Source organism: Streptomyces sp. NPDC008163 (assembly GCF_042956885.1).
GTDB lineage: Bacteria > Actinomycetota > Actinomycetes > Streptomycetales > Streptomycetaceae > Streptomyces > Streptomyces drozdowiczii_A.
Map to the genome: position 1 here is coordinate 456,447 of NZ_JBIBHG010000004.1, position 14,477 is coordinate 470,923.

Consider the following 14,477-nt stretch of genomic DNA (forward strand, 5'->3'; position numbering starts at 1 on the left):
TCATGTCGGACACGCACGCGAACACCCTGGGCTGGCTGCTCGACGAGCAGCTCGGATCGGTGGAGGGCGTCCGGTACGCCGTGCTGATGAGCGGCGACGGGCTGCTGAAGGCGCGGACGCGCACCATCAGCCAGGAGGACGGCGAGAAGCTGGCCGCCCTGACCGCGTCGCTGCGCGCGTCGGGCCGCGCCTGGGACGAGTTCACCGGCGGCCAGGGCGTCCGCCAGCAGCTGATCGAGTCCGTGTCGACGATCGGACTGACCACCGCCGCCGGGCACCACACCATGCTGTCCGTCGTCACCACGGGCCCGCACGCCGACGTCGGCCTGATCAGCCACCACATGGCCCTGCTCGTCGTCCGCCTGGGCGAGCAGCTGGGCACCAGGGAGCGCACCCCGGTGCTCCAGCCGGACGGGGGCCCCGCCGCATGAGCGGCCCACGGCACGATCCGGACATGGTCCGGCCCTACGTCCGTACGGGCGGGCGGGTCCGCCCGGACCGGGATGTGCGCCTGGAGAGCGTGGTCGTCGCCGCGCCGGGCCCGGCGGGTGAGCTGGGGCCCGACGCGCGGCGGGTGATGAGCCTGTTCGCGGTGGGCCGGGGCGGTCTGGCCGTCGCCGACATCGCGGCCGCGCTCCAGCTGCCGCCCTCCACCGTCCGGATCATCGTGTCCTCCCTGATGGACAGCGGCCATCTGGCCAGCCCGGCCCCGGCCGCCGGGGACCAGCCCCGAAACGACATCCTCCAGAAGGTGCTCGATGGACTCCGAGAACTGGTCTGACGCCTCGAACGGCGTCTCGTACGTACCGGCGACGGTGACCCAGTCCGCCAAGATCGTGATCGCCGGTGGCTTCGGCGTCGGCAAGACGACCTTCATCGGCAGCGTCTCGGAGGTCCGGCCGCTGCGGATGGAGGAGCCGATCACCGAGGACAGCGTCGGCGTGGACGACCTGCGCGGGGTGCCGGACAAGACCACGACGACCGTGGGCATGGACTTCGGCCGCATCCACCTGGCCGGCGGCGCCCTCGCCCTCTATCTGTTCGGCCTGCCCGGCCAGGTGCGGTTCCAGCCGGTGTGGGAGGACCTGGCCCACGGCGCGCTCGGCTGCCTGGTGCTGGCCGACACGCGGGACCTGGACGCGAGCCACGAGGCGCTGGGGCTCCTGGAGGACCAGGGCATTCCGTACGCGGTCGCGATCAACATGTTCCCGGACGCGCCCGGATACGGCCTCGCCGAGATCCGCGAGGCCCTCGCCCTGGACCCGGAGACGCCCCTGACCACCTGTGACGCCCGGGACCGTACCTCCTGCGTGTACGCCCTGATCACGCTCACGGAATATCTCGCCGCACAACGATCGGCCCTCTCCCTGGAGCCCACGCCATGACGTCCCCCAGCACCACCCTGCCGTCGGCCCCGTCGGGCCGGGTCGCCCTCTACGACCCGGAGTACGCCGCCGACCCGCATGCCGCGTACGAGCGGATGCGGGCGGTGTACGGACCGCTGGTGCCCGTCGAGCTGTCCCCGGGCATCCCGGCCACCCTGGTGATCGGATACTTCCAGGCCCGTCGCATCCTCAACGACCCCCTGTACTTCCCGCACGACCCGCGCGTCTGGCAGGAGCAGGTGCCGGCCTCCTGCCCGGTGCGGCCGATGATGGAGTGGCGGCCCAACGCCCTGCGCAGCAGCGGCACCGCGCACGCCCGCTACCGGTCCGCCAACACCACCGCGATCGACGCCGTGGACCAGCACGAGCTGCGGGCCCGGGTGGAGCAGCTGGCCGAGGCCGCCATCGCGGACTTCATCACGGCGGGCCGGGCCGATGTGCTCACCCAGTACGCCTGGCCCATCGCCTTCCGCGTGCTGAGCTCCCTGCTCGGCTGCCCCGACGAGATCGGGGCGCGCATCGCCGACGGGATGTCCCGGATCTTCGAGGCCACGGACGCCCAGCGGGGCAACGAGATCCTGGGCCAGGCGGTCGCCGACCTCGTCGAACTGCGCCGGCGCCACCCCGCCGACGACATCACCTCCCGGCTGCTCGGCCACGCGGCGCAGCTGACCGACGAGGAGATGAGCCACCAGCTGGTCACGCTGTACGGGGCGGGCATCGAGCCGCTGACCAATCTCATCGCCAACACCCAGCTGAAGATCCTCACCGACGAGGAGTTCTCCGCCGGGCTGCACGCCGGGCACTCCACCGTGCGGGACGCGCTCGACACCGTCCTCTACACCGACCCGCCGATGGCGAACTACTGCATCACCTACCCGCCCTATCCGGCGGACATCGACGGGGTGCTGCTCCCCGCCCACCAGCCGATCCTGATCTCGATGGCCGGCTGCAACAACGACCCGGCGATCAGCCAGGCGTCCGGCGGCATCGCGGGCAACCGGGCCCATCTGGCGTGGAGCATCGGCCCGCACACCTGTCCGGCGCGCTCGCACGCGTACCTGATCGCGGAGACCGCGGTCACCTATCTGCTCGACGCCCTGCCCGAGATGGACCTCGCGGTCCCGGCCGTCGAACTGCGCTGGCGCCCGGGACCGTTCCACCGCGCGCTGGAATCCCTCCCCATCGTCTTCCACGCCTCCCACTGAAGGAGACCCCATGTCCGAGCAGCCGATCATCGTCCTCGACCCCGCGGGCACGGACCGCCACGCGGAGTACCGGGCGCTGCGCGAGCGCGGTCCAGCCACCCGCGTCGACGTCCTCGGGGTCACCGCCTGGTCCGTCAGCGACCCGGTCCTCCTGAAGGAGCTGCTGACCAGCCCCCAGGTCTCGAAGAACGCCCGGGCGCACTGGCCGGCCTTCGCCGAGACAGTGGCCACCTGGCCGCTCGCCCTGTGGGTGGCGGTGAACAACATGTTCACCGCGTACGGCGGTGACCACCGGCGGCTGCGCCGGATGATCGCCCCCGCGTTCAGCGCCCGCCGCATCCAGGACCTGCGCGTCTCGGTGGAGAAGGTCGTCTCCGAACTCCTCGACGGCATCGCCGCCCGGCCGGCCGGCGAACCGGTCGACCTCCGCACCGAGCTCGCCTACCCGCTCCCGATCGCGGTGATCGGCCGGCTCATGGGCGTCCCCGAGGACCAGATCGACGGCTTCCGCTCCAAGGTCGACGGCGTCTTCGACACCACGCTCACCGTCGAGGAGGCCACCGCCAACACGGCCGCCCTGTACGGTGCGCTCGACCAGCTCATCGCCGCCAAGCGGGCGCGGCCGGGCGACGACATGACCTCGCTGCTGCTCGCCACCCGCGACGAGGAGGGCGACGGCGGCCGGCTCAGCGACGAGGAACTGCGCGACACGCTGCTCCTGATGATCTCCGCCGGTTACGACACCACGGTCAACGTGATCGACCAGGCGATCACCGCCCTGCTGACCCAGCCGGAACAGCTCGCCCACCTCCGCGAGGGCCGCGCCGACTGGAACGACGTGGTCGAGGAGACCCTGCGCCACGAACCGGCGGTCAAGCACATCCCGATGCGCTTCGCCCTCTCCGACATCCCCCTGCCCGACGGGCAGAAGATCGCGCAGGGCGAGGCGATCCTCGTCTCGTTCGCCCCCGCCAACCGCCACCCCGACTGGCACGGCGAGACGGCCGACGCCTTCGACGTGACCCGCACCGCCAAGGACCACCTGGCCTTCGGCCACGGGGTGCACTTCTGCCTCGGCGCCCCGCTCGCCCGGCTGGAGATCGCCACGGCCCTGCGTCAGCTCTTCGACCGCTTCCCGGGCATCAGCCTCGCGGTCCCCGCCGAGGACCTGCTCCCGCTGCCGTCCCTGATCAGCAACGGCCACCAGGCCCTTCCGGTCCACCTTCACCCGACGGCGGGCTGACGGGCCGCCGGTGGCGGCGGTGGCTGGTGTCGCACCAGGGGTACATCCGGCTGCGGCGGCAGGTGCAGACCGCGACGACGAAGCGGTCGGAGGTGACGGTCGAGCCGTCCTCGCGGACGAGCTCGACCGGCCCCTCGATCAGCACCGGGCCGCCCGGCTCAATGCTCAGGCGGCGGGGTTCACGGGCGTTCGGCACGGATGACCACCAGTTCCTCGGTGTCGTCGCGGGGGCCGAGCAGCCCCCGCGCCCGGAGCCATGGCAGGCGCGTGGTCATGACCGGCCCGAAGGGTACGGACGCCCGGCCGGCCACCGCCGCGCGCAGGCCGCTCGCGGTCAGCCGGGCCAGGGTCTCCTCCGCCCCGCACAGCCCGGAGTGGACCAGGAGCAGCACGCCGTTCGGGTGCAGGGCGTCGTGGGCGTGGGCGCAGATGCGGTCCAGGGCCTGCCGGCCGCGGAGCCCGGCGTCCCAGGCGACCTGGGGGCCGTGAGCGCGGGGGGCCTGCGGGGCGGGGACGTACGGCGGGTTGCTCACGATCAGGTGGAAGCGCCGGCCGAGAACGGGGCCGGTGAGGTCGCCGCGCAGCACCCGGACGCGGTGGCCGGCGCGGGCGGCGTTCAGGCGGGTGGTCAGGACGGCCCGCCGCGAGATGTCGATCGCGGAGACCCGGGCCCCGCTGCGCGCCGCCAGGAGGGCCAGGGCGCCGCTGCCCGTGCAGACGTCGAGGACGTCCATGCCGGCGGCCGGGCCCTCTGCCTGGAGCGCCCGGGCCAGCAGGTGGGTGTCGGCCTGCGGGGCGTAGACGCCGGGCAGGGTCCAGAGCCGGCCCAGGTCGACGGGCGGTGCGGCGGTAGTCGTCATCCGAATCCTCCGTGAGGGGAAGGCGGTCCCCGTTCCCACCGGCGCGTCCTCATCCAGTCCAGGGTGGCCGGACCCGCCTCCCGCCGCGACCCGGGAGGCCGTCTCCCGGGACTCCCGACGCGCACATCCGGCACCCCCGGGTGACCATGGCCGGACAGGCCCTGGGCACCCCGGCCCTCCCGCCGCCGCGAAGGAGACCCGTGACTGACCGGAAGCACCTGCTGAGCGGGCGTACGGCCGTGGTGACGGGCGGGGCGCGCGGCCTCGGAAAGGCCGTGGCGCGGGAGCTGGCCGCGCGGGGCGCCCGGGTGGCCCTGCTCGGCCTGGAGGAGGAAGCGCTCGCCGGGGTGGCGGGCACGCTCCCCGCACCCTCCGGGCACTGGCACGTGGACGTCACCGACGACGCGGCGATGGCCCGCGTCGCCGAAGAGGTGCGGCGCCGGCTGGGCCCCGCCTCGGTGGTCGTCGCCAACGCGGGCGTGGCCGAGGGCGGGCCGTTCGCGGAGTCCGATCCGGTGAGCTGGCGGCGGGTGGTCGAGGTCAATCTGATCGGCAGCGCGGTCACCGCCCGGGTGTTCCTGCCGCAGCTCCTGGAGACCCGGGGGCACTACCTCCAGATCGCCTCGCTGGCGTCCATCGGGGCCGCGCCGATGATGAGCGCGTACTGCGCCTCCAAGGCGGGTGTGGAGGCGCTGTGCCACGCGCTGCGCGCGGAGCTGGCGCCGAACGGTGTCGGGGTCGGCATCGCGTATCTGAACTGGATCGACACCGACATGGTCCGGGACGCCGACCAGTACCCCGTGCTGCGTGAGCTGCGCGCCCACATGCCCCCGCCGGCCCGCAAGACTTACCCGGCTCCCCACGTGGCCCGGCGCCTGGTCGCCGCGATCGAGCGGCGCTCGCCGTCGGTGTACGTCCCCGGCTGGCTGCGGGGCGTCCAGGCGGTGCGGGCGGCGCTTCCGGGCGTGGTCGCCCTGGCGACCCGCAAGGAGCTGACCCGCTCGGAGTTCACGGCCACGGGCCTGCTCGGCGCCGGGGGCCGTGCGGCGGAGAACGCGTAGGGCGTACGTACGTCAGCGGCGCAGCCGCTTGCGGAGCGCCGCGCGTGCCGCGTTGGCGCCCGGTGCGCCGTGCACCCCGCCGCCCGGGTGCGCCGAGGCCGAGGCGAGGTAGAGGCCTCTGACCGGGGTCTCGGGGCGGCCGGTGCCGGGGGTCGGGCGGAACACCAGTTGCTGGTGGGCCGCCGTCGTACCGCCGTTGATCGCACCGCCGTGGAGGTTGGCGTCCACGGATTCGATGGTCGGGGGTGCCAGCAGGCGGCGGGCCGCGATGCGGGAGCGGAAGCCGGGGGCCCAGCGCTCCACCTCCCGCTCCATGCGGTCGGCCATGGCTTCCTGCTCGCCCCGGTCCCACCGCCCGGTCAGCCCGTCCTCGCCCGCGTCGCCCTTGATGCGGTGCGGGACGTGGGTGTAGGCCCAGGCGGACTCGGTGCCCGCCGGTGAGCGGGTGGCGTCGGCGGTGCTCATCTGGCCGAAGAGGAGGAACGGCCGGTCCGGCACCTGTCCCGTGGCGATCTGCGCCGCGAACCGGGTGAGGCCGTCGACGCCGTCCGCCAGGTGCACGGTGCCCGCCGTGGTCGCCGGGCGGGCGGTCCAGGGCACCGGGCCGTTGAGCGCCCAGTCCACCTTGAACGTCGCGAAGTCCCACTGGAAGCGGCGCAGGTCGTCCAGGAGCCGGCCGGGCAGATGGTGTGCGCCGACCAGCCCGCCGTAGAGCGCGGGCGCGGACACGTCGGCGAGCACGGCACGGGACGCGGGCACGGCCTCGCCGTTCGCGGTGCGTACGCCGACGGCGCGTCCGCCGCGTACGACGACCTCCGTGACCCGCTCACCGCAGCGGAGCACGCCGCCGTGCCGTTCGAGGCGCCGTACCAGGGCCGCCGTGAGCGCGCCCGCGCCGCCGAGCGGCACCGGGAAGCCGTAGGTCTGCCCGAGCATGGACATCAGCCAGCCGAAGCCGCCGCTCCCCGCCGCCTCCGGGCCGAGGTCCGCGTGCAGGGCGCTGCCGGCGAGCAGCAGCCGGGCCGCCTCGCCGCCGAACCGCTCCTCGCCCAGGCGGCGTACCGGCAGCAGCAGGGTCCGCGCCAGGCGGAGGCCGCCGGCGGCCCGGAGCCGGGCGGCGAGGCGGAGGCCCGGGCGCACCGGCGGGAAGGGCGTGAAGAGGGCGCCCAGCACATCGCGGCCGACCCGGTCCCAGGTGGCGCACAGCTCCAGCCACGCCGCCCCGTCGCCCTCGGCGAAGGCGTCGAGCCCCGCCGCGGTGTCCCGCGCGTCGCTCTCCAGCACCGCGCACCGCCCGTCGGGCAGCGGGTGCGCCAGGACCCGGGGCGCCCGCGACCAGCGCAGCCCCTCCGCCTGGAGGCCGAGCCCTTCGATGACCGGGGAGGCCGCCGCCAGCGGATAGAACGAGCTGAACAGGTCGGAGACGTAGTCGGGATGCACCCCGCGGTCGCTGCGCACGGCGCCGCCGGGGCCGGGCTGCGCCTCCAGGACCTCGACGCTCCACCCGGCGGCGGCGAGCAGGTTCGCCGCGACGAGTCCGTTGGGGCCCGCGCCGATGACCACGGCGTCCGGCATCGATGCCTCCAGGTGGGGTCGCGGGAAGGGCTTCAGACCGCTTCGCGGGCGCCCTTCGGGGCCGCCTCGACGGTCTGCGCCAGCCGGGCGAGGACGCTGCGGTGGCGGAGCTGGATCAGTGCGTCGACGGCGGTGTTGTGGAGCTTGCCCGCCGGTCCGCGCAGCGGGTGCTCGTCCAGCGTCACCAGGGCGTCGTCACCCCACCGCCGTACCTCCAGGGCGATCCGGGCGGTGCCGGTCCGCCCGCTGTCGGCCTCCAGCTCCAGGATGTGCGGGGCCTCGCACCGCCGGACGGTCGTCCGGCCCTGCACGGACCACGGGCCGATGCCCAGGGTGTACGTGAGGCTCGCGCCGACCTCCGGCCAGTTGCCCCGGCGGGGGCGCGAGTCGGAGGTCCCGACCACCCAGTCGCTGTAGCGCGAGGGGTCGGCGAGGACGCGCCAGACGTCCGCCACCGCGGCCTCGATCAGGCGATGCCGTACGGCCATCGGTCCTCCAGGTCTTCGTGGGTCGCGTCGGGCGTCAGGGGGTGACGATCGCGAAGTCGGATTCCGGGGCGTCGAGGTGGCCGAGCAGTTCGGCCAGCCGTCCGGCGTCACCGGTGACCTCGACGCCGGGGCGGGCCGCCAGGTCGCCGGGCCGCACCGCGCCCACCAGCACGTCCCGCAGGTCCGCCTCGGTCAGCGCGAAGGTGACGTCGGGCTCGCCCACGGCCGGTCCGGTGCCCATGACATGGGTGAGGACACCGTTGCGCAGCCGCATCGTGAGGGGACCGGTACCGGCGATCTCCCAGCGGACGGTGATGTCCGCGTCCCAGGCCCGGGGGCCGTTCACCCGGATGGCGACCGAGTCCGCCAGCTGGTCCAGGGTGAGGGCGGCCAGGACGTCGGGCGAGGCCGTGGTGGTGGGGGTGCCGAGGCTGCCGTGGCGCAGCTCCCGGGCGCCCATCAGGTAGACGCTGCGCCAGGTCCCGTTCTCGCTGCCGTAGCCGAGTTGTTCGAGCGCGTCCGCCTGGAGGGTGCGCGCCTCCGTGTTGTCCGGGTCCGCGAACACCACGTGGTTGACGACCTCCACCACCCAGCGGTAGTCGCCGTCCGCGAAGGACTGCCCCGCCCTGCGCAGGATCTCGTCCGCGCCGCCCATGAACTCGACGTAGCGCCGGGCCGCCGCCACCGGCGGGTGCTGCCAGAGGTGCGCGGGGTTCCCGTCGTACCAGCCCAGGTAGCGCTGGTAGACCGCCTTGGCGTTGTGGCTGACGGAGCCGTAATAGCCGTGGGTGTGCCAGACCCGCTCCAGGGCGGGCGGCATCACGATCTCCTCGGCGATCTCCGGTCCGGTGAGGCCCTGGTTGAGCATCCGCAGGACCTGGTCGTGGAGGTACGCGTAGAGGTCGCGCTGCTCCATGAGGAAGGCGATCACGCGCTCGCGGCCCCAGACCGGCCAGTGGTGCGAGGCGAAGGCGACATCCGACACGTCACCGAAGAGGCTGACCGACTCCGTGAGGTAGCGGGACCACACGTGCGGGTCGCGGACCTCGGCGCCGCGCAGCGTCAGCAGGTTGTGCAGGTTGTGCGTGGCGTTCTCCGCCATGCACAGAGCCGAGTGGTCCGGGAAGTGGATGTTCAGCTCGGCCGGGGCCTCGGTGCCCGGGGTGAGCTGGAAGACCATGCGGATGCCGTCGACGGTCTCCGTCTGGCCGGTGCGGGTGATGTCGAGGGTGGGCGGGATCAGCCCGGGGGCACCCGTCGAGACGGTCTGCCCGAGGCCCGCGCCGATCTGGCCCCGGGGCCCCTTCTCCAGGGCGGCGCCGTACATGTAGGCGGCGCGGCGGCTCATCGCCGCACCCGCGTAGACGTTCTCGCTGACGGCGTGCTCCAGGAAGCCCTGCGGGGCGAGGACCGGGACGCCCGCCGCGACGTCCTCGTCGGTCAGCACTCCGCGTACGCCGCCGAAGTGGTCGACGTGGCTGTGGGTGTAGAGCACGCCCGTCACGGGCCGCTCGCCCCGGTGGGCGCGGTACAGCGCGAGGCCGGCTGCGGCCGTGGCGGCGCACACCAGGGGGTCGATGACGAGGACGCCCCGGTCGCCCTCGACGATCGTCATGTTGGACAGGTCGAAGCCGCGTACCTGGTAGATGCCCTCGGTGACCTCGAAGAGCCCGTGTTCGGAGCAGAGCCGGCTCTGCCGCCACAGGCTCGGGTTGGCGGTGTCCGGGCACTCCTGGTCGAGGAACCCGTAGGCTTCCAGGTCCCATACGGCGCTGCCCGTGGCGTCGCGGATCAGAGGGTCCTCGGCGGTGCCCATGAATCCGCGCCGGGCGTCCTCCAGGTCCTGGGTGTCACCGAAGGGGTAGTCACGCCGTACGGCCTGGTTCGCCCGGGCCACCGTGGGCTCGGCGGGCTTGGCGTCGGTGTTCTGCGGCATGCGGGTCTCCCTCGCGGCGACGGCCGGGCCCGCGCGGACCCGGGCACCGCCACCCTCACCCGGCGTACGGGACCCCACAAGCGGGTGTACGCCGTACGGGGAGGCGAACAGGCAGGCGAACGGGGTAGGATATACCCCTAGGGGTATGACACCGTCACCGAGGCCCGTATCGGGGAGGAACAGTGGAGCTGGACATGGCGGCCGACGAGCTGAAGTCGGTGCTCAACCGGCTGAAGCGGGCCCAGGGCCAGATCGCCGGCATCGTCAGGATGATCGAGGAGGGCCGGGACTGCGAGGACGTGATCACGCAGCTGGCAGCCGTCTCCCGCGCCCTGGACCGGGCCGGTTTCGCCATCATCGCGACGGGCCTCCAGCAGTGCATGACCGACGGCGACCAGCCGGTGGTCGACCGGGACCAGATGCGGGCCCGCCTGGAGAAGCTGTTCCTCTCCCTGGCCTGAGGAGCGCCGGCCCGAGGGGCGCGCCGACGCCGCCCACGTCAGCGCGGCGGCCTCCCGGCCGCCCCGGCGACGGACACCCCCGCGCTACGCCTTGCGGGCGAGCAGGTGGACCTCCTGGAACTGGCGCCGGTCGTCCGGCCCGGGCTCGCGGATCATCCGGGCCGTCTCGGTCAGCCCGTGGGCGCGCAGCAGGCCGGCGAGATGGCCGGGCGACCACCGGTAGGCCGTCGCGACGGCGTGGTCGAAGGACTGCGTGGGGTGATCGGGTCCGTCGGTGGCGGAGAAGCCGATGAGGAGGTGGCCGCCGGGTGCGAGTACGCGGCCGAACTCGGCGAGTACGGGCGGGAGTTCCGCCGGCGGGGTGTGGATGACGGACCACCGCGAGAGGACACCGTCCAGCGTGCCGCCGGGGAGGTCGAGCGCGCCCATCTCCCCCACGTCGAACCGCAGTCCGGGGCAGGCCCGGCGGGCGATCTCGACCATCGCGGGTGAGGCGTCGACCCCGAACGCGTCGAGTCCCAGACCCGCGAGATGGCTGGTGACGTGTCCGGGCCCGCACCCGAGATCCGCCACCCGGCCGCCCGCGCCGACGGACTCCGCGAAGACGGCCAGCATCGCCCGGTCCAGCGGGCTGTCGCGCAGCGATTCGCCGAACAGCTGCGCGTACAGCTCGGCGGCGTCGTCGTAGGCGGCACGGGTGACGGAGAGGGTTTCGTTTTCGGCCATGGCGGCGAGGGTAGTGCCCGCTCCGGCCCGACGTCAGGACTCGCTGTCCAGCAGCTCCATCAAGGGTGCCGCATACCGCGTGCCCGCCACCGCGCCGGGCGGGACGGCCGCGTCGATCGCGGCCATGTCGCCCTCGGTCAGGGTGACTTCGGCCGCCTCCAGGGCCTCCGCGACGCGCTGCGGGCGGCGGGCGCCGAGGACGGCCACCACGGTGCCGGTGTCGCCGCCGCGGGCGACGACCCAGGCGGTGGCGAGCTGCGCGACGGTGATGCCGTGGGCGTCGGCGAGCGGGCGCAGGCGGTCGGCCAGGGCGAGGTTGGCGGGCAGGTTGTCGGGGTGGAAGCGGGGCAGCCACCCGGCGCGGCGGTCTCCCCCGGCGGGCTGCCGGTAGGCGCCGGTGAGCAGGCCGTGAGCGAGGACGCCGTAGGCGGTGACACCGATCCCCAGCTCGCGGCAGGTGTCCAGGATGCCGTTGGTCTCGGGGCCGCGGCTGAACAGCGAGTACTCGATCTGGACGTCGTGGACGGGGTGCACGGCGTGGGCGCGGCGGATGGTCTCCGCCCCCACCTCGGAGAGCCCGACATGGCGTACGTGACCGGCCTCGATCATCTCCGCGATGGCGCCGACGGTCTCCTCGACCGGGGTGGCGGGGTCGAGGCGGGAGGGGCGGTAGATGTCGATGTGATCGGTGCCGAGGCGGCGCAGCGAGTAGGCGAGCGCGTTCTTGACGTGGGCGGGCCGGCCCTCGATGCCGACGAAGGCCCCGTCCGGGGCGCGCAGTCCGCCGAACTTGACGCTGAGCACCGCCTCCTCCCGCCGCCCGCCGCGCAGCGCCCGGCCGATGAGGTCTTCGTTGTGGCCCATGCCGTAGAAGTCGGCGGTGTCGATGAGGGTGATGCCGGCGTCGAGCGCCGCGTGGACCGTGGCGACGGCGTCGGCCTCGTCGGCGGGTCCGGTGTGGTCGGACATGCCGGCGCAGCCCAGGGCGACCGGGGCGACCTGCGGGCCGCTGTTTCCGAGGGTGCGAGTGCGCATGGAGATCCTTGCGTGGGGAGTACCGGGGAGTGCCAGGGGGTGGCGGAGGCCGACCCCTGCTAGTGTTGATATCTCAACACTAGGAACAGGTGCGTTGATATGTCAACATCAGGCGGCACGGTCTCGGGCCCCGTGGACCTCTGGTCCGCCTTCAAGCGGGCCCACGAGGTGGTCAGGGCGCGCGTGATCGCCGACACCGCCGACGCGGCGGGCCTGTCCGAGCCGGACCTGACGATCCTGGTCAGCCTGAGCAAGGCGGACGGCTCACTGCGCCAGAGCGAGCTGGCCGCGTCCCTCGGCTGGGACCGCACCCGCATCTCGCACCAGCTCACCCGCATGAGCACGCGCGACCTCATCGCCCGCGAACGGTCCGGCGGCGCCACCGTCGTCGCCCTCACCGAAACGGGCCACCGCACCGTCGCCGCCGTACACCCCGGCCTGGAGGCCGCCGTGCGCCGCCACTTCACCGACAAGCTCACGGCCCAGGAGACCGAGACGCTGGCCGCGCTCCTCCGCCGGCTCTGAGAGCACAGGGCATGATCGTCGGAAGCAGCCGAACGCCTGGGGGCACCATGCCGTGGACCGAGCACACCGTCGTACGTGAAGGGACCCGGCTCGTCTGCCGGGACGGGGGCGGGTCCGGCCGGCCGGTCGTCCTGCTGCACGGCCTCGCCGGTCACGCGGGCGAGTGGGACGCGCTCGCGGAGCGGCTGGCGCCCCGGCACCGGGTCGTCGCGGTCGACCAGCGCGGGCACGGCGCGAGCGAGCGCCGCCCGGACGACGTCTCCCGCGCCGCGTACGTGGCGGACGCCGTCGCCGTCGTACGTCACCTGGGTCTTGAGCGGCCCGTCCTGGTGGGGCAGTCGCTGGGCGGCCACACCGCGATGCTGACGGCCGCCGCCCATCCGGACCTGCCGGGCGCGCTCGTCCTGGTGGAGGCGGGGTCCGGCGGGCCGAACCCGGGCCTGGACGAGCACATCGGCCAGTGGCTCGACTCGTGGCCGGTGCCGTTCACCGGCCCGGAGGCGGCTGCCGCGTTCTTCGGCGGTGGCGCGGCCGGTGCGGGCTGGGCGGCGGGACTTGAGGAACGCGACGACGGCTGGTGGCCGCGCTTCGACCGGGACGTGATGACCGGGTCCCTCGCGGAGAACACCCGGCGCTCCTTCCACGAGGAGTGGGACCGGGTCGCGTGTCCCACCCTGCTCGTCCTGGGCCACAAGAGCTTCATCCCGGCCGAGGAGGTGGCCGAGATGCTGCGCCGCCGCCCCGGCACGCACGCGGTGAGCGTCCCCGGCACGGGCCACGACCTGCATCTGGAGCGGCCGGACGCGCTGTACGGAGCGCTCTCGGCGTTCCTGGACGGGCTCGCCTGAGGGGCCGGGCGCCTCCGCCGGTGGGGAACGAACGGGCGGAGGCCCCGGGCGCGCTCTACGCCGAAGGCCGCCCACCCTTCGGCGGCGAGCCGGGGCACATCGAACAGCCGGGCGACCGCTGAGGCAGCCGCGCGGCCCGTTTCCGGCCATGGTTACGATCTCCCGGTGCCTCGGTTCCCCGACGAAGAAGGCAACGATGAGTGACCGCCCCGACGCCCCCAAGAGCTGCTGCACTCCCTCCCGGGACGGGGCCGTCGAAGCCGATCCGGTGCTGAGCATCGGTCCGGCCGCGCCGGGTGCGCCGGAGGCGGCGTACGCGGACCGGGTCGAGCTGCCCGGGGGCACGTTCCGGATGGGCAGCGAGGACGCCGACGTGAACGCGGGCGATGCGGAGGGCCCGGTGCGCGAGGTGAGCGTCGGACCGTTCGCGATCGACGCGTACGCCGTGACGAATGACCGGTTCGCCGCGTTCGTGGACGCCACGGGCCACCGCACCGAGGCGGAGGAGTTCGGCTGGAGCTACGTCTTCGCGAAGTTCCTCCCCGGCCACCTGCGCAAGGTGTCGCCGCGCCCGCGGCAGACGCCCTGGTGGTGCGGGGTGAGCGGCGCCCGCTGGGACGTCCCCGAGGGGCCGGGCAGCGACATACGCGACCGGGGCGACCACCCGGTCGTCCACGTCACCTGGCGCGACGCGCTCGCCTACTGCCAGTGGGCCGGTGCGCGGCTCCCCACGGAGGCCGAGTGGGAGTACGCCGCCCGGGGCGGCCTCGACCAGGCCCGCTATCCGTGGGGCGACGAGCTCACCCCGGGCGGCGAGCACCGCTGCAACATCTGGCAGGGCTCCTTCCCCACCCGCAACACGGAGGAGGACGGCTACGCGGGCACGGCGCCCGTCCACACGTACGCGCCCAACGGGTTCGGCCTGTACAACACGGCCGGGAACGTCTGGGAGTGGTCCGCCGACCCCTGGCAGCCCGGCGCCGACGACCGTCGCACGATGCGCGGCGGCTCGTACCTCTGCCACGACTCGTACTGCAACCGCTACCGCGTCGCGGCCCGCACCTCGAACACGGTGGACAGCTCGGCGGGGAACATCGGCTTCCGGGTGGTGTGGTGACGCATGCCG

At 74.0% G+C, this 14,477-nt stretch carries 17 protein-coding genes; 10 read left to right on the forward strand and 7 right to left on the reverse strand.

Translation table 11 applies throughout. The annotated features are described in order from the left end of the window. Positions 1-2 precede the first annotated feature (2 nt). Genes ACFZAT_RS12475 through ACFZAT_RS12495 form a run of 5 tightly spaced genes read left to right on the forward strand, consistent with a single transcriptional unit; the run spans position 3 to position 3,836 of the window. Entirely contained in the window at positions 3-431 is a 429-nt protein-coding gene (locus ACFZAT_RS12475) for a roadblock/LC7 domain-containing protein (protein WP_018105448.1), read from the forward strand. A 23-nt stretch (positions 432-454) separates the two neighbouring features. Then, positions 455-781, forward strand: coding sequence for a DUF742 domain-containing protein (locus ACFZAT_RS12480; RefSeq protein WP_391263479.1), 327 nt, complete (start codon positions 455-457; stop codon positions 779-781). Continuing rightward, a complete protein-coding gene (locus ACFZAT_RS12485; RefSeq protein WP_391263481.1) occupies positions 759-1,385 on the forward strand; it encodes an ATP/GTP-binding protein in 627 nt (208 codons plus the stop codon). Before ACFZAT_RS12480 ends, ACFZAT_RS12485 begins: the two co-directional genes overlap by 23 nt. Then, positions 1,382-2,593: a cytochrome P450 gene (locus tag ACFZAT_RS12490; RefSeq protein WP_391263484.1), complete on the forward strand. Its 1,212-nt coding sequence runs from the start codon at positions 1,382-1,384 to the stop codon at positions 2,591-2,593. Before ACFZAT_RS12485 ends, ACFZAT_RS12490 begins: the two co-directional genes overlap by 4 nt. A 10-nt stretch (positions 2,594-2,603) precedes the next feature. Further along, the gene (locus ACFZAT_RS12495; protein ID WP_391263485.1) at positions 2,604-3,836 is read left to right on the forward strand and encodes a cytochrome P450; all 1,233 of its coding nucleotides are present in this window, start codon (positions 2,604-2,606) and stop codon (positions 3,834-3,836) included. On the opposite strand, the gene ACFZAT_RS12500 is transcribed toward ACFZAT_RS12495, so the two are convergent. Further along, positions 3,784-4,032, reverse strand: a complete 249-nt coding sequence (locus tag ACFZAT_RS12500; RefSeq protein ID WP_391263486.1) for a CDGSH iron-sulfur domain-containing protein — start codon at positions 4,030-4,032, stop codon at positions 3,784-3,786. The genes ACFZAT_RS12495 and ACFZAT_RS12500 overlap by 53 nt on opposite strands. Then, positions 4,016-4,696, reverse strand: coding sequence for a HemK2/MTQ2 family protein methyltransferase (locus tag ACFZAT_RS12505; protein WP_391263488.1), 681 nt, complete (start codon positions 4,694-4,696; stop codon positions 4,016-4,018). The genes ACFZAT_RS12500 and ACFZAT_RS12505 overlap by 17 nt, the downstream gene beginning before the upstream one ends. A 200-nt stretch (positions 4,697-4,896) precedes the next feature. Between ACFZAT_RS12505 and ACFZAT_RS12510 the strand changes: the two genes are divergently transcribed. Then, the gene (locus tag ACFZAT_RS12510; RefSeq protein ID WP_391263490.1) at positions 4,897-5,757 is read left to right on the forward strand and encodes a short-chain dehydrogenase/reductase; all 861 of its coding nucleotides are present in this window, start codon (positions 4,897-4,899) and stop codon (positions 5,755-5,757) included. A 12-nt stretch (positions 5,758-5,769) separates the two neighbouring features. On the opposite strand, the gene ACFZAT_RS12515 is transcribed toward ACFZAT_RS12510, so the two are convergent. From ACFZAT_RS12515 to ACFZAT_RS12525, 3 genes are read right to left on the reverse strand one after another with little or no spacing between them, the layout of a single operon-like run. Further along, on the reverse strand, positions 5,770-7,332 hold the full coding sequence (locus tag ACFZAT_RS12515; RefSeq protein WP_391263492.1) for an FAD-dependent oxidoreductase: 1,563 nt from the start codon (positions 7,330-7,332) through the stop codon (positions 5,770-5,772). 32 nt (positions 7,333-7,364) lie between these two features. Then, positions 7,365-7,820: an SRPBCC family protein gene (locus ACFZAT_RS12520; RefSeq protein WP_391263494.1), complete on the reverse strand. Its 456-nt coding sequence runs from the start codon at positions 7,818-7,820 to the stop codon at positions 7,365-7,367. Between the two features lie 34 nt (positions 7,821-7,854). Then, positions 7,855-9,756 (reverse strand): alkyl sulfatase dimerization domain-containing protein, encoded by a 1,902-nt coding sequence (locus tag ACFZAT_RS12525; protein WP_391263496.1) that lies wholly within the window; start codon positions 9,754-9,756, stop codon positions 7,855-7,857. 182 nt (positions 9,757-9,938) lie between these two features. Here ACFZAT_RS12525 and ACFZAT_RS12530 point away from each other — a divergent pair, with 182 nt between their 5' ends. Then, positions 9,939-10,217, forward strand: a complete 279-nt coding sequence (locus ACFZAT_RS12530; RefSeq protein WP_391263498.1) for a metal-sensing transcriptional repressor — start codon at positions 9,939-9,941, stop codon at positions 10,215-10,217. An 84-nt stretch (positions 10,218-10,301) separates the two neighbouring features. Here the strand turns inward: ACFZAT_RS12530 and ACFZAT_RS12535 are convergent, their stop codons facing one another. Continuing rightward, complete coding sequence (locus tag ACFZAT_RS12535) at positions 10,302-10,943, reverse strand: methyltransferase domain-containing protein (RefSeq protein WP_391263500.1); 642 nt, start codon at positions 10,941-10,943, stop codon at positions 10,302-10,304. Between the two features lie 33 nt (positions 10,944-10,976). Further along, positions 10,977-11,978 (reverse strand): aldo/keto reductase, encoded by a 1,002-nt coding sequence (locus ACFZAT_RS12540; protein ID WP_391263502.1) that lies wholly within the window; start codon positions 11,976-11,978, stop codon positions 10,977-10,979. A 132-nt stretch (positions 11,979-12,110) separates the two neighbouring features. Here ACFZAT_RS12540 and ACFZAT_RS12545 point away from each other — a divergent pair, with 132 nt between their 5' ends. The 3 genes from ACFZAT_RS12545 to ACFZAT_RS12555 all read left to right on the forward strand — a co-directional run bounded on the left by ACFZAT_RS12545 (position 12,111) and on the right by ACFZAT_RS12555 (position 14,468). Next, the gene (locus ACFZAT_RS12545) at positions 12,111-12,503 is read left to right on the forward strand and encodes a MarR family transcriptional regulator (RefSeq protein ID WP_391263585.1); all 393 of its coding nucleotides are present in this window, start codon (positions 12,111-12,113) and stop codon (positions 12,501-12,503) included. Between the two features lie 47 nt (positions 12,504-12,550). Then, entirely contained in the window at positions 12,551-13,351 is an 801-nt protein-coding gene (locus tag ACFZAT_RS12550) for an alpha/beta fold hydrolase (protein WP_391263504.1), read from the forward strand. Between the two features lie 196 nt (positions 13,352-13,547). Beyond that, the gene (locus ACFZAT_RS12555) at positions 13,548-14,468 is read left to right on the forward strand and encodes an SUMF1/EgtB/PvdO family nonheme iron enzyme (protein ID WP_391263507.1); all 921 of its coding nucleotides are present in this window, start codon (positions 13,548-13,550) and stop codon (positions 14,466-14,468) included. The last annotated feature ends 9 nt before the right edge of the window (positions 14,469-14,477 follow it).